This is a genomic window from Pseudomonas putida (assembly GCF_002906855.1).
In the GTDB taxonomy this organism is placed as follows: domain Bacteria; phylum Pseudomonadota; class Gammaproteobacteria; order Pseudomonadales; family Pseudomonadaceae; genus Aquipseudomonas; species Aquipseudomonas putida_N.
In genome coordinates this window covers 1,416,364-1,438,106 of the sequence record NZ_MINI01000028.1, presented here as the reverse complement: position 1 = coordinate 1,438,106, position 21,743 = coordinate 1,416,364, and the positions used below count along the sequence as shown (strand labels likewise).

Below are 21,743 nucleotides of genomic sequence, written 5' to 3'. Positions count from 1 at the left end.
AAGCAAGTGAAAAGGCCGCCATTCTACCCCTTGGCCGGCACTTGTGCAGAACGGAACCACCAGCCTTGCTGCATGCCCGCTGCCGCCAGCAGAATCAACGCCACCCCCAGCCACTGCAGCGGTGCCAGACGGTGCCCGAAAGCCACCCAGTCGACCAGGATCGCGGCAATCGGGTAAATAAACGACAGCGCACCGGTCAATGCCGTGGGCAAGCGTTGGATCGCGCTGTAGAGCAGCACATACATCAACCCGGTGTGGACCATGCCCAAGGTCACCAGACTGGCCAAGGCAGGTGGCTCGCCAGGTAGCCCGCCCAGCTTCACCCACGGCGCCAGCAGCAATACCCCGGTGGCAACCTGGATCAACGCGATCAGGTGAGGTGGCGTGCCTTTCAGCCGTTTGATGATCAACGCGGCAATCGCATAGAGGAACGCCGCGCCCAGCGCCAGGCCAATACCTTGCAAGTAGTCCTCACCACTGGCCTGCCCCGCGCCATGGGCACTGACGATCGCCAGCATGCCAAGGAATGCCACGCTCAGCCAGGTAACCTTGGCGGCGGTGATCTTCTCGCCCAGGAACAGCGCCGCCAGCCCCACCAGCATGAACGGCTGGACGTTGTATACCGCCGTGCCGATGGCAATCGACGCCCGCGAGTAGGAGGCAAACAGCAGCACCCAGTTACCAACGATGGCCACCCCACTGGCGATGGCCAACAGGAATGCCGTCCGGGTTATCACACCAGGCTTGAGAAAACCGTAAGCCGCGCAGATTGCCATCAAGGTGCCAGTACCGAACACGCAGCGCCAGAACACCACCTCCAGTACGGGCTGCCCCGACACCAGCACGAACCAGCCGATGGTCCCGGAAATCAGCATGGCGGCGACCATTTCCAGCGAGCCACGGCGCAATGAACTGTCCATCTCACACCTCCCTTGGATGATGGCCATAGTATGCGGAGGGTCGCCGTACGCCTTCCAGCTGAAATCCAAGGCAGATCAGCCGGTTTACCTTTACTATCAAGGCAACTTTCCCGATTTGCCTGATGAGACAAACATGACCGACGCCATCGACCAACTGCTGATCAATGCCTTGATGGAAGATTCGCGCCGCTCGCTCAAGGCCCTGGCGCAGATCAGCGGCCTCTCGGCCCCAAGCGTCAGCGAGCGCCTGCGCCGCCTCGAAGAACGCGGCGTACTGCGTGGCTACACCGTGGAAGTCGACCCGCGCAGCTTCGGCTACCAACTGCAGGCGATCGTGCGCATTCGCCCGCTGCCGGGGCAGTTGCAGGAAGTGGAGCGGCAGATTATCGCCATCCCCGAGTTCACCGAGTGTGACAAGGTCACCGGCGAGGACTGCTTCATCGCACGGCTGCATGTGCGTTCGATGGAGCAGCTAGACACCCTGCTCGACCGCATCAATGTGCTGGCCGAAACCAACACCGCGATCATCAAGAAGAGCCCGGTGAAGCGGCGCTTGCCGCCGATGGACTGAGTGTATCCATTATAAAGGGATACTGACTATTTTTTGTACACAAGAATGTCACCATAGGTGCCATTTTTGTGTGCACTTTCTCAGGTAACGCCCCAATACGTTACACATCACGCGCAACTAAATTTGACCAAATGATCAACTAATCAGCCAACTAAAATTTAAAGCTGTTCATTTGGTCAACTTATATTTCCTTTATTTCATCAACTTAATTTTCAACTGCTTAGATTCAAATTAGTGGCTACCCGAGACTCGCTTAGTCCCTGGCATGGAACTCGCTTTTGTGTGTTCGTGTTTTGTATACAAATCCTACAAAACATAAATACACAAAAACTCGCGACGCCGGTCCAACACCGGCCGCCGCGCCCAGAACCCAGTGATGCCAAGCTGCACCGACGAGACGGCGAGCCCGTGCGCATGCCCGCTCATCGCAGTCCACGTGCATCAGGAGCCTGCCGGAATGAGTACCAGCCTCGACCTTGCCCCTGAACGATCCGTCGCCAGCACCAGCCCCTCTTCCACCCTTGCCGGCGACATGCCGCCTCTGGGCCTGAGCCCACGCCTGCATAACCGCGACCTCGCGCCCACCCGTATCGAAGGCCGCCGCTGGGGCCGCTACAGCATCTTTGCGCTGTGGACCAACGATGTGCACAACATTGCCAACTACTCCTTCGCCATGGGCTTGTTCGCCCTTGGCCTGGGTGGCTGGCAGATCCTGCTGTCGCTGGCGATCGGCGCAGCCCTCGTGTACTTCTTCATGAACCTGTCCGGCTACATGGGGCAGAAGACCGGGGTACCATTCCCGGTGATCAGCCGTATCGCCTTTGGCATCCACGGCGCACAGATCCCGGCGCTGATCCGTGCGGTGATCGCCATCGCCTGGTTCGGCATCCAGACCTACCTGGCCTCGGTGGTGCTGCGCGTGCTGCTCAGCGCCGTGTGGCCGCAGGTCGCCGCCTATGACCACGACAGCATCCTCGGCCTGTCGAGCCTGGGCTGGGTATGCTTCGTGGCGATCTGGCTGGTGCAGCTGGTGATCCTCGCCTACGGCATGGAGATGGTGCGCCGCTACGAGGCCTTCGCCGGCCCGGTGATCCTGCTGACCGTGGCCAGCCTGGCGGTGTTCATGTACTTCAGGGCCGATGCGCGCATCGCCTGGTCGGTGGCCGAGCCGCTGACCGGCTATGAGATGTGGCGCAACATTTTCGCCGGTGGCGCCCTGTGGCTGGCGATCTACGGCACCCTGGTGCTGAACTTCTGCGACTTCGCCCGCTCCTCGCCGTGCCGCAAGACCATCCGCGTCGGCAACTTCTGGGGCCTGCCGGTGAACATCCTGGTGTTCGCCATGATCACCGTGGTGCTGTGCGGCGCGCAGTTCCAGATCAACGGCCAGATCATCGACAGCCCGACCCAGATCGTCGCCAGCATCCCCAGCACCCCGTTCCTGGTGCTCGGCTGCCTGGCCTTCCTGATCGTCACCGTAGCGGTGAACATCATGGCCAACTTCGTCGCGCCGGCGTTCGTGCTGAGCAATCTGGCGCCCCGCCACCTCAACTTCCGCCGCGCCGGGCTGATCAGCGCGACCCTGGCTGTGCTGATCCTGCCCTGGAACCTCTACAACAGCCCACTGGTGATCGTGTACTTCCTGTCCGGCCTGGGCGCCCTGCTCGGCCCACTGTACGGGGTGATCATGGCCGACTACTGGTTGCTGCGCAAAGGCCGCATCAACGTGCCGGAGCTCTACACCGAGCACCCAACCGGTGCCTACCACTACAGCAAGGGCATCAACCTGCGTGCCGTGGTCGCCTTCGTGCCCGCTGCACTGCTGGCCATCATCCTGGCGCTGGTGCCGAACTTCCATGGCATCGCGCCGTTCTCCTGGCTGATCGGCGCTGGTATCGCCGCTGCGGTGTACCTGTTGATCGCCCCGCGCAGCCGCCAATACCACGATGTCAGCGGCGAGTGCATTGCCGTCGACCACAGCAGCCATTGATCAAGGAGGACTGCCCATGCGTATTCTGATCGCCAACGTCAACACCACCGAAGCCATCACTGAGGCCATTGCCGAGCAGGCGCGCAGCGTCGCCGCGCCCGGCACGGAAATCATCGGCCTGACCCCCTGGTTCGGCGCCGAATCGGTGGAAGGCAATTTCGAGAGCTACCTGGCTGCCATCGCCGTTATGGACCGGGTGCTGGCCTACGACGGCCCCTACGATGCCGTGATCCAGGCCGGCTACGGTGAGCATGGCCGCGAGGGCCTGCAGGAATTGCTCGACGTACCGGTGGTGGACATCACCGATGCCGCCGCCAGCACCGCCATGTACCTGGGCCACGCCTATTCGGTGGTGACCACCCTGGACCGCACCGTGCCACTGATCGAAGACCGCCTGAAGCTTTCCGGGCTGTATGACCGTTGTGCCTCGGTACGGGCCAGTGGCCTGGCGGTGCTGGAACTGGAAGCAGACCCGCTACGCGCGGTGGAGGCCATCGTCGAGCAGGCCGAACGTGCTGTGCGTGACGACAAGGCCGAGGTGATCTGCCTGGGCTGCGGCGGCATGGCCGGACTGGACGAGCAGATTCGCCAGCGTACCGGGGTGCCGGTGGTCGATGGCGTGAGCGCGGCGGTGACCATTGCCGAGTCGCTGGTGCGGATGGGGCTCAGCACCTCCAAGGTGCGCACCTATGCCACACCGCGGACGAAGAAGGTGGTGGGCTGGCCGATGAAGTTCGGGCGGTAATACCGCTTCGTCTGTGCCGGCCTCGTCGCGGGGCAAGCCCGCTCCTACAGGTCCGGCGCGATCCTGTATGCGCGGGCTTGTCCCGCGAAGAGGCCAGTACAGTCAACACAGTAATCGAGCCAACCGCTCGCCACTGCCACAGGCCAAGGTAAACCCCAAGGCCCCATGCCCCAGGTTCAGCCACAGGTTGCGATAGGCGCAAGCCCCGACGATAGGCACTCCGGTCGGCGTCGCCGGTCGCATCCCCGCCCATTCCACCGCCCCCGCGTAATCCGCCGCCCGCGGCAATGTCTCCAGCGCCTGTCGACGCATGCTGTCGAGCCTGCGCGCATCCACCGTTTCGTCGTAGCCGACGATATCCACCATCGCCGCTACTCGCAGTTGCTGGTCGAGCCGCGCGTAAACGATCTTGCGTTCGTAGTCAGTAATGCTTAGCTCAGGCGCCCGATGCTCCGCTGTGATCGCTGCCGTCAGGCTGTAACCCTTGAGCGGATAGACCGGCAGCCGCAACCCCGGTAGCGCCAGCCCAGCACTTCGATGGCCGGCGCATAGTACCAGTCGCTCGACATCCATCTGTTCACGCCCTAGCTGCAGTGCCACCACCCGATCATCACGGCTGATCAGCCGCGTGACCGGCCTACCCAGTAGGAATTGGCACTGCCCGGATGCACGCAATCGCTCCGCAAGCCGCTCGCAGAATCGATGGCAATCGGCGACTTCCTCATCCGGGGTCAGCACGGCGCCGATAAAGGGCGCATCCGCCAACGCCGGCTCCAGCGCCCTGACTTCGCTGGCACCGAGCACTCGTTGACGATCCGGATCGAGCAGATGCTCGCGCCCATGGGCGAACGCCCGCTCACTGCGAAAGGCCACCAGCTTGCCGTTCTGCCGCCAGGCGAAATCACTCAGGCCATCATCTTCACGCCAGCATTTCAGGGTGGCCTGGCTGTGCAAGGCCAACTCCAGCAGCTGTGCGGCGTTACGGCGATTGACGCTGCTGCGGCAAGCCATCACGAACGCCAACAACCAGCGCCATTGGGCAACGTCCAGGCGCAAGCGCAGGCGCAGTGGCGAGTCACCCCGCAATAACCAGCCAAGCGCCTGCCACGGCACACCGGCATCGGCCAACGGCGCCACATAGCGATAGGAAAGCTGCCCGCCATTGGCGAAGCTGGTCGCCGAGGCCAACTGGTCTCGCGCCTCGACCAGCACCACCGACAGGCCTTCGCGCACCAGCGCATAGGCCGTCGCCAGGCCGACCACGCCACCACCGATTACCGTCACCCGTTGCGTCATTGCCCTTCCCTGTCCTGACTCCTTGCCAGGACAGTAACAGCGGATCAGGTCGGGCAGCTATGGGCACCGCCATTCAGGCCCTGGCGAACGTTGCGGCTGAGCAGGCTGGCCTTGCCGTCGTGCCAGGTCAGGGTGAGGACGTAGAGGGTATCGAAATCGTCGCCGCTCCAGTCCTTGGTGATCACCCGCTCATCGCCCAACGCCTTGCCGGCCACGGCGTTGATCAGCTCCGGCAGGTAGCCATGAGACCAGGCGGTATAGACGGTGGCATTACGGTACTTCTCGCTGAGCAATTCGTCGGCGAGTTCGTCGGTGTCGTTGGCGCCGAAGTCGATATTGACCGGCAACCCCAGGCGTATGGCGCTGGGCGTGATGGTCATCAGCGGGCGGATGTAGCTGTAGCTCTGGTCCTGGCTGCCTTCCTCGACATGCCGCGAGGGGTTGGCCGCAAACACATAATCCGCCTTGCCGAAACGCTCCGGCAACAAGGTGGCCAGGTCCAGCGCGCGATTGAGGCCCTGGCAGTTCAGTTGCCCCAGGCCTTCACCGGGCTTTTCGGCATGGCGCAGGAATACCAGCGTCTGGGTGCCGTCGACCGGTTGAGCACGGCTCTCGACCACTTCCAGTGTCAGCGGCACAGCCGCAGCGACGAGCGCCAGGCTGAGCAACAGGCGGCGGCGACGTCGAAAGAAAGATGGCAACTTCATGCAAGCAGGCTCTTGTGGCAAAAGGTATCTGGATACCCGCCACATTGCCCCGTGGCCTATGCCGCGAGGCATCCGTGTTAGTGATTGCCATCCTTGGCAACGAGCAGGACTCAGAGTGTCCGCAACCCGTTTGGTTCCTCCTTGAGTGTGGATGCCGTTCCCTAGGCAAGGATTACGTTAGAGCAGAAGTGTTGCACAAATATGTTCGCCTTGAGTTTTGAGGCGCCCGATCTCACAGGCGCTGCAAAACCCAAGGCATGCACCTCCCAGCCCCACTGCAATCAATCACCCCGCGTCAAAACTTCCAGCAACTCGATCTCGAAGGTCAGGTCCGAATTCGGCGGAATCGCCCCCACGCTACGTTCGCCATACCCCAGGTGCGCTGGCACCTGCAGCTTGCGCTTGCCGCCCACGCGCATGGCCATCAGCCCTTGGTCCCAACCTTTGATGACACGGCCGGTGCCAATCACGCACTGGAACGGCTTGCCGCGCGACCACGACGAGTCAAACTCGCTGCCGTCGGCCAGCCAGCCGGTGTACTGGGTGGTGATCAGGGCGCCTTTGACGGCGGCTTTGCCGTCGCCTTCGACGAGGTCGGTGATCTGCAGTTCTGTGCTCATGGGCATGCTCCAACGCTGAAATTCAAGGGCGCCCTTTTCTCAGGAATGCACTGGTTTGGCAAGCTCGCGTGGTGATCCATGCTGACGCAGCGCGCAGGCTAATGCTGTGCAGCGCTGGCGGCAAAGGATCTTTGCGCATGCAGGCATTCCCGCGGGGAATGGCTCAGCCGAACTGCTCGAACGCTTGCTCGCCGGTCAGTTCCGTGGTCTGGTTGGCGAAGCAATACCAGGCGGGTTTCTGCTCGACGAAGATCTGCAGGTCGAACTCCCAGGCCTCATCCCCGTCCAGCAGGCCCACAGGCACCGCATAGTGGTCCTTGTCCTTGAGCCGGTAATACAGGTGCGTGCCGCAACGGCTGCAAAAGCCACGCTGGGCCCACTCGGAGGAATCGTAGACCGCCGGCGCCCGCCCCTCGAAGACCGGCGCTTGGCTGCAGTCCACGACCAGCAGCGGGCCGCCGGTCCATTTGCGGCACATGCTGCAATGGCATGCGCTGATATGGGTGTTGTCGACAGTGACGCGCAGACGGGTTTCACCGCAGAGGCAGCTACCGCTTTTTTCCAGGGTCATGGTGGGGCTCCTTGCAGGTTGGGCCAGCAAGTATAGATCGGGCCCCACACCACAGCGCCCGCAGCCCACCCATGCGGTCAGATGAACACGTTGCCGCGCAAGTACAGCGCCGCACGCCCGCTGATGATCACCCGGCCAGTGCCGGGCACTTCACAGTGCAGCTGCCCTTTGCGTGCCCCGCCCTGCTCGCAGCTCAGCGACGACTTGCCCAGCCGCTCGGCCCACACCGGCGCCAGCGAGGTATGCGCAGAGCCGGTAACCGGGTCTTCATTGACGCCGACTCGCGGGCCGAACCAGCGGGTGACGAAGTCGAAACCACGGCCAGCGGCAGTGACCGCGATGCCACGCACTTCGAATGCCGACAAGGCGACGAAATCGGGCTTCAGCGGGTCGAGCAGCGCGGCGTCATCGACCACCACCACATAGTCGTCAGAACGGTAGACGGCCTTGGCCGCGCTCAGGCCCAGCGCCTCCAGCAAGCCGGCTGGCACCTCCACGGCTTGCGGCTGCTTGGCCGGGAAGTCCATGGCCAGCAGGCCGTCGGCGCCACGGCTGACCCGCAACTCGCCACTGCGGGTGTTGAAGCACAGCACTTCGGTTTTCTCGCCCAGTTGTTCGAACAGCACGTAAGCCGAGGCCAGTGTGGCGTGGCCGCACAAGTCGACCTCAACGGTGGGGGTAAACCAGCGCAGGTCGAAGCTCTCACCATTGCGCACGAAGTAGGCCGTTTCCGACAGGTTGTTCTCTTCGGCGATGCGTTGCAGCACATCGTCCGGCAGCCAGCTTTGCAGCGGGATCACCGCCGCTGGGTTGCCACCAAAAGGCTCGGCGCAGAAGGCATCGACCTGGAAAATTTCGAGTTGCATCAAACGCTCCTTGTGATCCGGGCAATACCGGGTGGGTATTGAAAAGGTTACGCGCGGACCGGCGTGAGCACCGGTTCGCCGGCAAAGAAGGCCTGCAGGTTGCGCAGCACCAAGGCCACGGTATCACGTGCGGCCTCGGGCGACTGACCAGCCACATGGGGCGTGAGCACCGTGTTGCCAAGGGCCTTCAGGGCATCAGGCACGGAGGGTTCGTCATCGAACACATCGAGCGCGGCGCCGGCAAGCCGGCCTTGTTCAAGGGCTGATACCAGCGCCCGGGTGTCGACCACGCTGGCCCGGGCGATATTCACCAGGTAACCCTCCGCGCCCAGCGCCTCGAGCACCTGGGCATCGACCAGGTGGCGGGTATTGGCGCCACCGGGGGTGGCGATGACCAGAATGTCGACAGCCTCGGCCAGGTGCAACGGGCTGTCGTACCAGGTGTACGGCACGTCCGTTCGCGGGGTGCGGCTGTGGTAGCTGATGCTCATGTCGAAGCCCAGGCTGGCGCGCTTGGCGATGGCCTGGCCGACCGCGCCGAGGCCCAGCAGGCCCAGGCGCTTGCCGCTGACTGAAGGGCTGATCACCCGGTTCCACTCGCCACGACGCGTACTGGCGTCGGCATGAGGAATGTCGCGCAACAGCGCCAGCAGCATGGCCAGGGTGTGGTCGGCGACGGCCGCGGCATTGGCGCCGGCGCCATTGGTGACAGTGATTCCACGGGCGGCAGCGGCGGCCAGGTCGACCTGCTCGTAACCAGCACCGATCACGCAGATGATCTGCAGCTTGGGCAAGGCAGCGATCTCAGCAGCGGTCAGGCCCAACGGGCCTCGGGTCAGCACGGCGTCGATCTCGCCGGCATGGCGCTGGATGGCGTCGGTACGCATTTGCGGGGATGGGGCACGAATCAGTCGGTAGCCGGCCTGTTCGAGTAGTGGCAGATAATCGTCGACGGTTTCTACCAGTACTAGGATTGTCTTGCGCATGCCACCCTTCCTTTGAGTTTCAGAGGGGCATTATGCGGAGTAACTGGCCGGTACAGTCAATTGGGAAAACAGCGGGAAACTGTACTGTAGGGGTTGGGTGGGTTTGAGAGCGTGTCAGGGCTTCCAGGTGTTCGCCGGGAGAGTTGCAGCGGCTGTGAGATCGAGCGCCGCCCGCGCGGCGCTCGATCTCTCAGGAGCTAAACCTCTAAAGGCGAACACCTGCAAGCCTCAAAATTTACTGCCCGTAAGCGCGCCCCAACCCACCCGGCACACCGCTGCTGTCGGTTTCTTGCCATGGGCCATCCGGGTTCAACGACCAGCTCCAGCCATTGTCATAGCGGTAGTAGGTACGCTGCCGGTAAAAGACATTGGTCTTGTTCTCCAGCACATACACCCCAAGCTTCGGATCCCAGTGGCTGGCGCCACCCGGCGGCGGCGCGAAGCTGGCCGAAGTGCGTGGCATCGGCTTGGGAATCGCCGCTGGCTTGCTCGGCTGGGTCGACGGCTGGCCGCCTGGCAACGGTTTCACTGCGGGCCCCTGGTGCGGTGGCGCTGTCTCGATCGGCGGCGACGGCTGCTCATACGGTTGATGCGCCGTACACGCGGACAACCCCAGGGCCAGGGTAATCAGGGTCAAGCGGACGGTGCTGTGCATGGCGTTGTTCTCTTACTGGTCTGGGCTGTCAATGGTCAGGTGCTGGGTGGCCTGGGTGGTATTGGCCAGAGGCGCACCCTGGCCGATCCATTCGCCGCGGGTCGGCTGGCCGGCGCGCGATACTCGTGCAACCAGTTGGACTTCGGCGAATTGGGACAGTTTCATCTGCGGCAGCATAGCGTCAGCATCGGACAATTCCACCTCCAGCGGCAATTGCGCCACGGTCACCCGCTTGGCCGCCAGCGGCATGGGCGGGCCATTGCTGGCACGGGCGAAGATGAACACGGTGTCGTCAGGCTTGACCTTGTCCTTGAGCGCCGCCGCCAGTTCCACCCGCACCTTCAGGCGGGCTGTCGTAGTGGCCTGGGCTTTGCTGCCGGTGCTGCCCAGCCGCTCCGCGGCGCGGTCGATGCCACCTTGCAGTGCCGCCCGCGAGGCATCGCCTTCGGGCAATTGCGCCAGCAGTCGGTTCCAGTAGTCGATGGCTTCCTGGTAGCGCTCACCCTCGAAGGCGGCGATGCCCCGCAAGCCAAGGCTGGTGACCTCGTTCGGGTCGGCCTTGAGCGCTTCGTCGGTCAGCGCCTGCACCTGCGCGCTCCATTTCTTGTCGGCGGCGAAGTACAGCGCCTGGGCCCACTGGCCGAGCAGTTCTGGCTGGCGACCGGCCAGGGCGACGGCGCGCTCGTAGGCCCGTGCCGCGTCGGCCGGGCGTTGCTGGGCCATGTAGGCACGGCCAAGGAAGTACAGGCCTTCGGCCGAGTCCGGCTGGGCCTGCACGGCACGCTCGAGACGCGTGGTCATTTCGTCCATGGTCTTCGGTGCAGCGGCGAATTCCTGGGTCAGCTCGACCTTGTCCGCCGCGCCAAAGTGCAGGTACAGTCCCAGTGCCAGTACTGGCACCAGTACGGCCGCCAGCAATGGCAGGGCCTTGCCCAGGTGCCCCTGGCGTGCAGGTTCTGCGCCTTCGGTATCGGCCAGCAGCTCACGGGCCGCCTCATCGCGGCCCTTGGCCATTTGCGCCTGGTCGAGCACGCCGGCGGCCTGCTGGGCGGCCAGTTCGGCTACGCGCTCCTGGTACAGGGCGACGTTCAAAGCGGTGCGGTCTTCTTCCTGCTGCTGGCGACGGCCACGCAGGATCGGGATCAGCAGAAAGCCGAGGGCGGCGAGCAGCAGCAGGCCCGCGCTAAGCCAGAATTCAGTCATGGGTCTGTTCTTTTTCCAGCAGTTTGGCGAGACGCTCGCGTTCTTCGACGGACAGTTCCTGTGCGGCCTGGCTTGCCGGGCCACGGCGACGGCGGACGATCACCGCCAGCACCACGAAACCACCGGCCAGCAGGATGCCCGGGCCGAACCAGAGCAGCCAGGTGCGGCCGCTGAGCGCCGGCTTGTAGCGCACGAAATCGCCATAGCGATCGACCATGAAGTCGACGATCTGCTGGTTGCTCTTGCCTTCGCCGAGCATGCGGAAGATCTCGCGGCGCAGGTCGGCGGCGATCGGTGCGTTGGAGTCGGCGATGTCCTGGTTCTGGCACTTGGGGCAGCGCAGTTCCTTGGTCAGTTGCTGGTAACGCTCGCGCTCGGCGTCATCGCGGAACTGGTAGGTATCGATGGCCGCCTTGGCCACGCCGGCCAGGCTCATGCCCAGCACGGCGGCTGCCAGCCAGCGCCTCATGGCTTGGCCTCGTCGACCAGGCCCTGGTATAGCGGCGCCAGCTGCTCGCGCCACACGTCGGCGTCGACGATACCGACGTGCTTGTAGCGGATGATGCCCTTGGCGTCGATGAGGAAGGTTTCCGGTGCGCCATACACGCCCAGGTCCAGCCCCAGGCTGCCCTGCTCGTCGCGGATATCCAGCTGGTACGGGTTGTGGAACTCGGCCAGCCATTTCTGCGCGGCTGCGTTGTCGTCCTTGTAGTTGATACCGTGGATCACCACGCCCTGCTGGGCCAGCTGGTTCAGGTACGGGTGCTCGACCTTGCACGACGGGCACCAGGTGGCCCACACGTTGACCAACGCTGGTCGGCCATGCAGGTCGGCCTGGGTCAGGTTGCGCTCACCCTGGGTCGACGCCAGGGCAAACGCCGGGAACGGTTTGCCGATCATCGCCGACGGCAACTCGTCGGGCTTGAGGAACAGCCCTTTGTAGAGGAAAACCGCCATCAGCAGGAATACCGCCAGTGGCACGACCATGATCCAACGCTTCATGCAGCAGCTCCAGACACGCCCAGGGCTTCGCGCACCCGGGTCTTGACCTTGACGCGATAGCGTCGGTCGAAGGCCGCCAGCAACCCGCCCAGGCCGGTCAGCAGACCGCCCAGCCAGATCCAGCGGACATAAGGCTTGATATGCACGCGCACCGCCCAGGCGCCGTTCTCCAGTGGCTCGCCCAGGGCAACGTACAGGTCACGGGTGAACCCGGCATCGATGCCGGCCTCGGTCATCATCGACTGCTGCACGGTGTACAGGCGCTTTTCCGGGTGCAGGGTGGTCACTTCACGGCCGTCGCGGGTGACCACGATGGTGCCCTTGTCGGAGATGAAGTTCGGCCCCTCGAAGTGCTTGGCGCCCTCGAACAGGAAGTGGTAACCGCCCAGCTCGACGCTCTCGCCCGGCGCCATGCGCAGGTCGCGCTCGGCGCTGTTGTTGCTCGACAGCACCACGCCCAGGGCACACACTGCCAGGCCCAGGTGCGCCAGCTGCATGCCCCAGTAGCTGCGGGAAAGGCCCTGCACGCCCTTGGCCAGGCCCTTGTGGCGGGTCTTGTCGACGATGTCACGCAGCCCGCCGAGCACCACCCAGGCCGCCAAGGCGAAGGCGCTGAGGACCGGCCAGTCGAGATCGTCGACGATGAAGCCCGCGACCGGCGCCAGCACCGCGCTGCCAATCAGCACCGGGGTCATCATTTTCGCCAGCCACTTGCCGGGGGTGTCCTTCCAGCGCACCACCACCCCCACACTCAGCACCACCATCAGCAGCGCCATCAGCGGCAGGAACAGGGCATCGAAGTAAGGTGGGCCGACCGACAGCTTGGCCCCGGTCAGGGCATCGAGCACCAGTGGGTACAACGTGCCCAGCAGGATCATCGAAGCCGCCACCACCAGGATCAGGTTGTTGGCCAGCAGCAGGGTTTCACGCGACCACAGGGCGAAGCCGACCTGGCTCTTGACCACCGGGGCGCGCAGGGCGAACAGGGTCAGCGAGCCACCTACCACGAACAGCAGGAAGATCAGGATGAACACGCCACGCGCCGGGTCGGCAGCGAACGCGTGCACCGAGGTCAGCACGCCGGAACGCACCAGGAAGGTCCCCAGCAAGCTCAGCGAGAACGCGGCAATCGCTAGCAGCACGGTCCAGCTCTTGAATACCCCGCGCTTTTCCGTCACCGCCAGCGAGTGGATCAGCGCAGTGCCCACCAGCCACGGCATGAACGAGGCGTTTTCCACCGGGTCCCAGAACCACCAGCCGCCCCAGCCCAGTTCGTAGTAGGCCCACCACGAGCCCAGGGTGATGCCGACGCCGAGGAAGGCCCAGGCGACGATGGTCCATGGCCGCGACCAGCGCGCCCAGGCCGCGTCCAGGCGCCCGCCGAGCAGCGCGGCGATGGCGAAGGCGAAGGCCACCGAGAAGCCCACATAACCCATGTACAGCATCGGCGGGTGGACGATAAGGCCGAAGTCCTGCAGCAGTGGGTTGAGGTCACGGCCGTCGGTCGGCACCTGCGGCAGCAGGCGCTGGAACGGGTTGGAGGTGATGATCAGGAAGCTCAGGAAGCCGACGCTGATCATGCCCATGACCGCCAGCACACGTGCCAGCATGACCTGCGGCAGTTGCCGCGAGAAAATCGACACCGCAAAGGTCCAGCCACCGAGGATCAGCGCCCACAGCAGCAACGAGCCCTCGTGGGCGCCCCAGACGGCACTGAACTTGTAGTACCACGGCAAGGCACTGTTGGAGTTGCTGGCCACGTAGGCGACCGAGAAGTTGTCGGTCATGAAGGCGTGGGTCAGGCAGGCAAAGGCAAACACCAGGAAGGTGAACTGGCCCCAGGCGGCCGGGCGCGCCAGGCTCATCCACAGGCTGTCGCCCCGCCAGGCACCGAGCAGCGGCACCGTGGCCTGCACGGCGGCGAAACAGATCGCCAGGATCATCGCCAGCTGGCCGAGTTCGGGGATCACCAGCGCCGCGTTCATGGCTTGGCCCCCGCACCGTTGGCCGCCTGGCCGCTTTCCTTAAGGGCCTTGGTGACCTCGGGTGGCATGTACTTCTCGTCGTGCTTGGCCAGCACTTCGTCAGCCACTACCACGCCGTCGCCATTGAGCTTGCCGAGGGCGACGATGCCCTGCCCTTCACGGAACAGGTCCGGCAGGATGCCGCGGTAGGTGATCGGTACCGACTTGTTGAAGTCGGTGACCACAAAACGCACGTCGAGGGAATCGGAGGAACGCTGCACCGAGCCCTTCTCGACCATGCCGCCGGCACGAATGCGCGTGTCCAGCGGCGCTTCGCCGTTGGCGATCTGGGTCGGGGTGTAGAACAGGTTGATGTTCTGCTGCAGGGCGCTCAAGGCAAAGCCGACGGCAACCGCAACCCCGACCAGCAGGCCGAGGATAATGAACAGGCGTTTCTTGCGCTGCGGATTCACTGGTGGTTCTCCCGGCGCAGACGGCGCGCCTCATCTTGCAGGTAGCGACGGCGGGCCAGCAGCGGTGCAGCGACATTCAGCGCCAGCACCGCCAGGCAGATGCCATAGGCCGACCAGACATACAGGGCATGGTGGCCCATGGCGAGAAAATCGCCGAAGGAAGCGAAACTCATCGCGCGGCCCTCCGCCCCAGGCTGTTCAACACTTCATCCTTGACCCAACTGGCGCGTGCCTCACGCTTGAGCACTTCGAGGCGCATGCGCAGCAGCAGCACGGTACCGAAGAAGCAATAGAAACCCAGCGCCGTGCACAGCAGCGGCAGCCACATTTCGGCCGGCATCGCCGGTTTTTCGGTGAGGGTGAAGGTCGCGCCCTGGTGCAGGGTGTTCCACCACTCCACCGAGTACTTGATGATCGGAATGTTGATGACACCGACGATGGCCAGCACCGCGCAGGCCTTGGCCGCGCTGTCGCGGTTGCTGATAGCCTGGCCCAAGGCAATGATGCCGAAGTACAGGAACAGCAGGATCAGCATCGACGTCAACCGTGCGTCCCAGACCCACCAGCTGCCCCAGGTCGGCTTGCCCCAGATGGCCCCGGTGACCAGCGCCACGGCGGTCATCCAGGCACCGATTGGGGCTGCGCATTGCAGGGCGACATCGGCCAGTTTCATCTTCCAAACCAGCCCCACCACTCCCGCCACTGCCAGCAGTACATAGCAGGACTGCGCCAGCATCGCCGCCGGCACGTGGATATAGATGATGCGGAAGCTATTGCCCTGCTGGTAGTCCTCAGGGGCGAAGGCCAGGCCCCAGACCACGCCGGTGACCAGCAGCAGCACGGCGGAAACGGCCAGCCATGGCAGCATGCGGCCGCTGATGGCGTAGAACCATTTCGGCGAACCCAGTTTGTGGAACCACGTCCAGCTCATTTTCATCAGGTACATCCAGGGTATTAGCCGGGCTTGAGAGCCCGGGACTCGTTATTCGCCGACGCTGATCTTCAGGCCGGCCGCTATCGCAAAGGGCGCCAGGGTAACCGCCAGGGCTGTCAGGCTGGCGAGCCAGAGCAGGTGGCCAGTGGCTGGCATATTTTGCAATGCCGCCTGCAGTGCACCACTGCCCAGGATCAATACAGGGATATACAACGGCAGAATCAGCAATGCCAGTAACAAACCACCGCGCTTGAGACCGACCGTCAGCGCCGCGCCAACAGCGCCCAGCAGGCTCAATACCGGCGTGCCCAGCAGCAGCGAGCCGAGCAGCACCGGCAGGCAGTGGCTGGGCAAGCCCAGCATCAGCGCCAGCAATGGCGCCAACAATACCAGCGCCAGCCCGGAAAAGATCCAGTGCGCCAGCACCTTGGCCAGCACCAGCATGGCCAGCGGGTGCGGCGACAGCACCCACTGCTCCAGCGAACCGTCCTCGAAGTCGCTGCGGAACAGGCCGTCGAGCGACAACAACACGGCCAGCAAGGCCGCGACCCAGACCAGTCCAGGCGACAAGGTTTGCAACAATTGGCTTTCAGGCCCCACCGCCAGCGGGAACAGCGCCACGACGATGGCGAAGAACACCAGCGGGTTGGCCAGCTCTGCCGGGCGGCGGAACAGCAGGCGCGCTTCACGGCGCAGCAACAGGATGAATACGCTCATGCCGCCCATTGCCCCAGATTGAGTTCCCGGTAGCCGGTCGGCTTGCGTTCCAGCGTGTGGTGCGTCGTCAGCACCACCGTGCCGCCCTGTTCACAGTGGGCGGCCAGGTGCGCTTCAAGCTGGGCCACGCCCTGCTTGTCGAGGGCGGTAAAGGGTTCGTCGAGGATCCACAGCGGCGGGCTGTCCAGGTGCAGCCGGGCCAGGGCCACGCGGCGCTGCTGGCCGGCAGACAGGGTATGGCAGGGAACGTCTTCGAAACCACGCAGCCCGACCGCTTCGAGTGCCGACCAGATGGCTTCAGGGGTGGCCGGTTGGTGCAGCGCACAGAGCCAGGTGAGGTTCTCCTCCGCCGTGAGCAGGTCCTTGATACCGGCGGCGTGGCCGATCCACAGCAGGATGCTGGCCAGGGCGTCGCGCTGTTCGCCGAGCGGCTGGCCACCCAGCAGGATCTGCCCGGCAGTCGGCTGCATCAGCCCGGCCAACAGGCGCAGCAGGCTGGTCTTGCCGCTGCCGTTGGGGCCGCTGATCTGCAGCATGTCGCCGGGGCGCAGCTCGAAATCGAGATGCTCGAACAACAGGCGCCAGTCGCGCTCGCAGGCCAGGCCCACGGCTTGGAGGTGAAGGGTCACGGATTCGCCTTATCTATATGCTTCTCAAGTCGCCCAGCTCGCTGCCGTTATACTGGCAGTGACAGGCGGCAGGCATTATTACATGTGCTGCCACGCTGCCAAGAGGGCGGGCTCCACAGGTTGTATACAATCATGACTGAAATCAATAGTCTCGGCGCACAAACCGCCATCAATCCGCAGGCGATCAAGGCCCAGCTGACCGGTGAGCTGCTCAACCTGACCCAGGCCCAACCCGGCCTGCTCAAGCCCGGCGAAACCGCTCAGGCCGAAGTGCTGGCGATGCGTCAGAGCGGCAGTACCTTCCAGCTGGTGCTGCAAGTGATTCAGGCCAGCGGCAGCCAGACCCAGCTCCAGGCCACTGCCAGCCAGCCGTTCGCGCAAGGCAGCCAGTTCACCATCAGCCAGCCAGAGAGCAACCGCCTGGCCGTCATGGTGCAGCAAGCCAGTGCCAGCAACGTTGCCACCCTCACCCAGCTCGATACCAGCAAGGTGCCGGTCGGTACCCTGCTGCAGGGCAAGGTCCTGACCAACCAGCCACTGCCGCAAAGGGCGGGCGAAGTGGCCAGCTTCCGCTCGCTGGTGAGCCTGCTCAACACTGCCCAGGCCGGTGCCACGCTGACCATCGACAGCCCGCGCCCGCTGCCGATCGGTAGCCTGCTCAGTGCCCTGGTACAAGGTGACCAGTCGCTGCGTTTCATGCCACTAAGCGGTCGCCAGGAGCAATTGAACATCGCCCAGCAGCTGCTGACTCAGCAGGGTCGCCAGGCTTCCCTGCCCGGCCTGCTCAGCGCGCTGCAGCAGATTGCCAACAGCCCGGGTAGTGACAGTGAACTGCGCAGCACCGCCAGCAACCTTCTGGCCAGCTTGCCGGATGCCCGCCAGCTCAGTGACGGCAAGGCGCTCGCCCAAGCCTTGAGCAACAGCGGCGCCTTTCTCGAGGCCAAGTTGCTCGGCGGCCTCAGCGCCAGCGTGGCCACCGATCTCAAGGCACAACTGGTGCGGCTGGTGGCGCAGGCCTCGGTCAGCGCGCTGGCCAATCCGGTGACCGCCGCCAGCACCCTGGCCCAGGCGCTGCCGGCCATGGCCCGCAGCGCACTGGGCATGCTCGACCGGGTCAGCCCAAGGACACCGCCAGGCGCATTCCCGCTGCCCTCACGGTTGCTGCAGGCCATGGAAAACGAAGGCGACCTGCAGCAACTGCTGCGCCTGGCCGCCGCTGCCATCTCGCGCCTGCAAAGCCACGCTTTGAGCAGCCTGCAGCAATCCGGCACGCTGGATAACGGCAACCTCCAGACCACCTGGCAAACCGAAGTACCCGTCCGCCACGGACAGGAGTTCATCCCTCTGCAAGTGAAACTGCAGCGCGAAGAAACCCCGGAACAACAGGCCGAGCGTCAGCAGCGTGACCAGCAAGACCCACTGCAGGCGCTATGGCGGATCGACCTGGCCTTTGATCTTGCTCCATTGGGCCCGCTGCAAGTCCAGGCACAACTGGTTCAAGGGCGCCTGTCCGGTCAGTTGTGGGCCGAGCGCGAGCAGACCGCGCGGCTGATCGAGAGCCAGCTCGGTGCACTGCGCGAACGCCTGCTGGCCCGCGGCCTGGAGGTCGGTGACCTGGAATGCCACCCCGGCATTCCACCACAGGGCCCGCGCACGCGGGTGGAGCAACGCTGGGTGGATGAAACCGCATGACCCACAAGCAACCGCGCCAGGCCATCGCCCTCAGTTACGATGGCCAGCAAGCCCCCACGCTGACCGCCAAGGGCGATGACGAGCTGGCCGAAGCCATCCTGGCCCTTGCTCGCGAGCACGAAGTGCCGATCTACGAAAACGCCGAGCTGGTGCGCCTGCTGGCCCGCCTGGAACTGGGCGAACAGATCCCCGAAGCGCTGTACCTGACCATCGCCGAAATCATTGCCTTCGCCTGGCAATTGCGTGGCCGGGTTCCGGTCGGCTTCAGCGAAGAGCCCGCCGCCGAGCGCGACATCACGCCCGACCCATTGCGCCTGCCACCAGGCCGATCCCTGTAGATATCTACCGCAGCCAGCGAGCCTCGTCGTCGCAGCCTTGCCCGTTCTTCCAACCGAGCAAGGTAAACCCCATGTCTGCCAGCAGAATCAACGCCAGCGGTGTGCAGTACGTCCGCGACCACTTGAGCAACATGCCACGCCCCGATCGCGAGGCCAATCGGCGGATCCGCCAGTGGCTGGCCCAGCGTGGCCTCGACCTCGACCCCGAACAGATCGATGTCGTCACCCTGCATTACCGCGCTGATGGCCCGCGCACCTACCTGGCGGCAGTGACCCAGCGCCAGAACCTGGCACAGGCGCTGCTGGGCAACTGGCAAGGTGAATCCAACAATGATCTCCTCGATGCCCTGATCAAGCCCTCTTGGGCCGGTACCCTGCCCGACGGCCCGTTGCGCATGGTCGAAACCTTGCCAGCGCCAACCCTCAACCACTCTGGCGCGGCATACGAAGTGTTCAATGGCCTGTTCCGGCGAACCGAGCCCGCCCGTTACGACGCCTCGACGCACCTTCCGATAGCCGCCGAGGCCTTTCAACAGTTCATCACCGCGCTGGACTTCCACACGCCATTCAAAGCCATGCTGGATGATTACTGGCGCAACCATCTGCACAGCTACCGATTGTCCAGCAAGCTCAATTTCGTCGCCGCCTGCAATCTTCAGGTCGCACAAGGCAGCCTGAGCAATGCCGGACGCCACCTGGCCTGGCGTGCCGCCGACCTATTGCCGCGAGGCCAAGGCCTGCGCCTGAGCACCCTGAACATCTATGGCTACGCGGCAACCGACCTGTTGTACATCAACGACGCCAGTAGCGATCTGACCCTACTCTATGCCCCAGGCAACAGCGCTCCGTTGCTGGAGTTCGCCAGTGAAACGCTACTCAAGGACTGGGTTGGCCAACAATGCAAGGTCCCCGCCAGCCGCCAAGCACTCAGGCAGCACTTCAGACTGGCCGACGGCCCCCAGGGCCTGGACTTCAGTGGTCTCGATACCGCCCTGGAAGGCTTGGGCGAATATCCCCGCAGGCATCGTTTGCCGCCGGAGCACGGTTTTTTCAACGACGATGGCACCTGGTCGCCCCGCGACTATGTGAACTATCGGCCTGGCAAATACAGCCCCAGAATCACTGGCGACCTGTTCCAGGCCCTGGCTGAGCGGCAGCGCCAGCGCAGCTACGACGATGCCGACTTCATCATCACCACCGACAGTGACGTCACCAAGGCACGTTGGCGCACCTACCTGAACACCACGCTCAACCTGCTGGCGCCGCTGAGCCTTGTGGTACCTGGCCTGGCACCGCTGCTGGCGGTCGGTGGTATCGCCCAGCTCGGCCTTGGGCTGGACCAGGCCATCAATGGCAAGGGCCTGCAAGACAGGCACGACGGCGTGGCCGAAATCGCCTGGGGCCTGCTCAATGCCATGCCGCTGATCGTGCACGGGGTTGCCCGCAGCAAGGTGCTGTTCGAAAGCAAGAGCGACCGTTTCGTAGTGCCAAGCCGCATCAACGATCAGCTCGGTTACCCGCTCAGCCCGCTTTCGCCGCCGCACCTGCCAAACGTCGATATCGCGCCGTACTTCCACATCCCTGACCCCATCCCGCCATTGCCGGAAGGCGATCAGGCCGTGGCTGACTCGGTGATACGGGTCCCTCGCTACGATGGCACACCGGATAACCTCGACACGCGTATCAATACCTACAACGCACGCGTCATCTACGACATGGAGCGAGACGCGTTCATTCAGGACAACGCGCTCAATGAAGTCGACCCGGTTGCCTACATAGCCCGCCCTGGCAGCCACGATCTGGTCCCGGCAGCTGCCGGTCGAGAAGTCAGCAACGCTACACGCATGCGCACCCTTCGGGCACTGGGCGTCGACTTGCCACTGCCGGTGGATTTTCCTCTAGTACCGGACGAGAGTAGCCAGGCCATCCCGAAAACGATCTCCTGCCTTTGGGTTGGCGACAAGGTGCTCAGCCCGTCGCTCATCGCCAACCTGGCAAGCAACGCCGCACGCGCCAACGACAGCGCCTACGCTATCCGTTTGTTCCTTTCCGCTGAGTCGCCATCGGCCTACGCCGAAAACCTGCGCCTCCTCGCCGAACACGCCCCGGGCCTGCAGGTGCTGCCGCTGGAAGAGCAAAGCTTCTTCCGCACCTTCCAGCAAAGCCGATACTACGCCCAGTACCAGGCTGCGCTGGACGGCAACGGCGGAGTGGCGTGCAACTTCGCCTCAGCTTCCGACGTCCTGCGCTACCCCATGCTGCACCATGAAGGTGGGCTGTACATGGATGTGGACGACTACCTGCTGGCAGCGGGCGAACCGCCCCTGGTCGTCGACGGGCACCCCGTCGGCAACCCTGGCGAACCGCTTGAGCAGGTTGCACTGCTCACCGCCCCGGATGGCCTGCTGCTGCCGCCCCCCATGTCCAACGAGAAAATGAGCATGAACTGCCTCTACAACACCAGCGTGATCGGCAGCCATGCAGGCAACCCCACGCTCGAGGCAATTTCCGAGGAGATGCTCGCTCGTTACCAGGCCAATCGGGATTTCTACGACAGTAAGCCAAGCCTGGCCGAAGACCCTGCTGGCTTCTATCGCTACGCCAAGCGCCTGAGCTACCTGACAGGGCCTGACCTGCTCACCCATGTTGTCGATCAACGCCTGCCGGTTCTGCGCACCCTGCGCCAGATCATGAACTTGTACAACATGCCGCGTATCCATTCATGGCAGTTCATTGAACTTGATCAATACCAACAAGCATTGCGCAACTTGCTACCACTGAACCGCTCGGTCAAGGTCGGCGGCAACCACTCCTGGGCCACGACCTGAGTACATACATACCCCTTGCGGCGCCGGGCCTGCGTC

The 21,743-nt window shown here is 64.0% G+C and carries 23 protein-coding genes; 6 read left to right on the top strand and 17 right to left on the bottom strand.

What is annotated here, in order from left to right:
* Positions 1 to 23: 23 nt before the first annotated feature.
* On the bottom strand, positions 24 to 920 hold the full coding sequence (locus BGP85_RS07070) for a DMT family transporter (RefSeq protein WP_103446533.1): 897 nt from the start codon (positions 918 to 920) through the stop codon (positions 24 to 26).
* Between the two features lie 133 nt (positions 921 to 1,053).
* Between BGP85_RS07070 and BGP85_RS07065 the strand changes: the two genes are divergently transcribed.
* The 3 genes from BGP85_RS07065 (at position 1,054) to BGP85_RS07055 (ending at position 4,226) form a co-directional block, all read left to right on the top strand.
* Complete coding sequence (locus tag BGP85_RS07065; protein ID WP_103446532.1) at positions 1,054 to 1,491, top strand: Lrp/AsnC family transcriptional regulator; 438 nt, start codon at positions 1,054 to 1,056, stop codon at positions 1,489 to 1,491.
* A 457-nt stretch (positions 1,492 to 1,948) separates the two neighbouring features.
* Entirely contained in the window at positions 1,949 to 3,481 is a 1,533-nt protein-coding gene (locus tag BGP85_RS07060) for an NCS1 family nucleobase:cation symporter-1 (RefSeq protein ID WP_103446531.1), read from the top strand.
* A gap of 16 nt (positions 3,482 to 3,497) precedes the next feature.
* Complete coding sequence (locus tag BGP85_RS07055; RefSeq protein WP_103446530.1) at positions 3,498 to 4,226, top strand: aspartate/glutamate racemase family protein; 729 nt, start codon at positions 3,498 to 3,500, stop codon at positions 4,224 to 4,226.
* Between the two features lie 102 nt (positions 4,227 to 4,328).
* Here the strand turns inward: BGP85_RS07055 and BGP85_RS07050 are convergent, their stop codons facing one another.
* From BGP85_RS07050 to ccmA, 16 genes are all read right to left on the bottom strand, one after another.
* The gene (locus BGP85_RS07050) at positions 4,329 to 5,522 is read right to left on the bottom strand and encodes a D-amino acid dehydrogenase (RefSeq protein WP_103446529.1); all 1,194 of its coding nucleotides are present in this window, start codon (positions 5,520 to 5,522) and stop codon (positions 4,329 to 4,331) included.
* Between the two features lie 44 nt (positions 5,523 to 5,566).
* Positions 5,567 to 6,229: a histidine phosphatase family protein gene (locus BGP85_RS07045; RefSeq protein ID WP_103446528.1), complete on the bottom strand. Its 663-nt coding sequence runs from the start codon at positions 6,227 to 6,229 to the stop codon at positions 5,567 to 5,569.
* Positions 6,230 to 6,510: 281 nt separating this feature from the next.
* Positions 6,511 to 6,849: an FKBP-type peptidyl-prolyl cis-trans isomerase gene (locus tag BGP85_RS07040; protein WP_103446527.1), complete on the bottom strand. Its 339-nt coding sequence runs from the start codon at positions 6,847 to 6,849 to the stop codon at positions 6,511 to 6,513.
* A 163-nt stretch (positions 6,850 to 7,012) separates the two neighbouring features.
* On the bottom strand, positions 7,013 to 7,420 hold the full coding sequence (locus tag BGP85_RS07035; RefSeq protein WP_103446526.1) for a GFA family protein: 408 nt from the start codon (positions 7,418 to 7,420) through the stop codon (positions 7,013 to 7,015).
* A gap of 77 nt (positions 7,421 to 7,497) precedes the next feature.
* On the bottom strand, positions 7,498 to 8,286 hold the full coding sequence (locus BGP85_RS07030) for a PhzF family phenazine biosynthesis protein (RefSeq protein WP_103446525.1): 789 nt from the start codon (positions 8,284 to 8,286) through the stop codon (positions 7,498 to 7,500).
* 47 nt (positions 8,287 to 8,333) lie between these two features.
* Positions 8,334 to 9,272, bottom strand: coding sequence for a 2-hydroxyacid dehydrogenase (locus BGP85_RS07025; protein ID WP_103446524.1), 939 nt, complete (start codon positions 9,270 to 9,272; stop codon positions 8,334 to 8,336).
* A gap of 235 nt (positions 9,273 to 9,507) precedes the next feature.
* The gene (locus BGP85_RS07020; protein WP_103446523.1) at positions 9,508 to 9,927 is read right to left on the bottom strand and encodes a hypothetical protein; all 420 of its coding nucleotides are present in this window, start codon (positions 9,925 to 9,927) and stop codon (positions 9,508 to 9,510) included.
* Between the two features lie 12 nt (positions 9,928 to 9,939).
* Positions 9,940 to 11,130: a c-type cytochrome biogenesis protein CcmI gene (gene ccmI / locus BGP85_RS07015; protein WP_103446522.1), complete on the bottom strand. Its 1,191-nt coding sequence runs from the start codon at positions 11,128 to 11,130 to the stop codon at positions 9,940 to 9,942.
* A complete protein-coding gene (locus BGP85_RS07010; RefSeq protein WP_103446521.1) occupies positions 11,123 to 11,599 on the bottom strand; it encodes a cytochrome c-type biogenesis protein in 477 nt (158 codons plus the stop codon). The genes ccmI and BGP85_RS07010 overlap by 8 nt, the downstream gene beginning before the upstream one ends.
* Positions 11,596 to 12,132 carry a DsbE family thiol:disulfide interchange protein gene (locus tag BGP85_RS07005; protein ID WP_103446520.1) on the bottom strand — a complete coding sequence of 179 codons (537 nt, stop codon included), beginning with the start codon at positions 12,130 to 12,132 and terminating at the stop codon, positions 11,596 to 11,598. The genes BGP85_RS07010 and BGP85_RS07005 overlap by 4 nt, the downstream gene beginning before the upstream one ends.
* Positions 12,129 to 14,102, bottom strand: a complete 1,974-nt coding sequence (locus BGP85_RS07000; RefSeq protein WP_181004515.1) for a heme lyase CcmF/NrfE family subunit — start codon at positions 14,100 to 14,102, stop codon at positions 12,129 to 12,131. Before BGP85_RS07000 ends, BGP85_RS07005 begins: the two co-directional genes overlap by 4 nt.
* Positions 14,103 to 14,113: 11 nt before the next feature.
* A complete protein-coding gene (ccmE, locus tag BGP85_RS06995; protein WP_103446518.1) occupies positions 14,114 to 14,569 on the bottom strand; it encodes a cytochrome c maturation protein CcmE in 456 nt (151 codons plus the stop codon).
* Positions 14,566 to 14,742 carry a heme exporter protein CcmD gene (gene ccmD / locus BGP85_RS06990; RefSeq protein ID WP_103446517.1) on the bottom strand — a complete coding sequence of 59 codons (177 nt, stop codon included), beginning with the start codon at positions 14,740 to 14,742 and terminating at the stop codon, positions 14,566 to 14,568. The genes ccmE and ccmD overlap by 4 nt, the downstream gene beginning before the upstream one ends.
* Complete coding sequence (locus BGP85_RS06985) at positions 14,739 to 15,506, bottom strand: heme ABC transporter permease (protein ID WP_103448219.1); 768 nt, start codon at positions 15,504 to 15,506, stop codon at positions 14,739 to 14,741. The genes ccmD and BGP85_RS06985 overlap by 4 nt, the downstream gene beginning before the upstream one ends.
* A gap of 45 nt (positions 15,507 to 15,551) precedes the next feature.
* A complete protein-coding gene (gene ccmB / locus BGP85_RS06980) occupies positions 15,552 to 16,229 on the bottom strand; it encodes a heme exporter protein CcmB (RefSeq protein WP_371263234.1) in 678 nt (225 codons plus the stop codon).
* Positions 16,217 to 16,849 (bottom strand): cytochrome c biogenesis heme-transporting ATPase CcmA, encoded by a 633-nt coding sequence (gene ccmA, locus BGP85_RS06975; protein ID WP_103446516.1) that lies wholly within the window; start codon positions 16,847 to 16,849, stop codon positions 16,217 to 16,219. Before ccmA ends, ccmB begins: the two co-directional genes overlap by 13 nt.
* Before the next feature lie 132 nt (positions 16,850 to 16,981).
* Between ccmA and fliK the strand changes: the two genes are divergently transcribed.
* The 3 genes from fliK (at position 16,982) to BGP85_RS06960 (ending at position 21,707) form a co-directional block, all read left to right on the top strand.
* Positions 16,982 to 18,541: a flagellar hook-length control protein FliK gene (fliK, locus tag BGP85_RS06970; protein ID WP_103446515.1), complete on the top strand. Its 1,560-nt coding sequence runs from the start codon at positions 16,982 to 16,984 to the stop codon at positions 18,539 to 18,541.
* Entirely contained in the window at positions 18,538 to 18,879 is a 342-nt protein-coding gene (locus BGP85_RS06965) for an EscU/YscU/HrcU family type III secretion system export apparatus switch protein (protein WP_103446514.1), read from the top strand. Before fliK ends, BGP85_RS06965 begins: the two co-directional genes overlap by 4 nt.
* A gap of 71 nt (positions 18,880 to 18,950) precedes the next feature.
* Entirely contained in the window at positions 18,951 to 21,707 is a 2,757-nt protein-coding gene (locus BGP85_RS06960) for a dermonecrotic toxin domain-containing protein (protein WP_103446513.1), read from the top strand.
* The last annotated feature ends 36 nt before the right edge of the window (positions 21,708 to 21,743 follow it).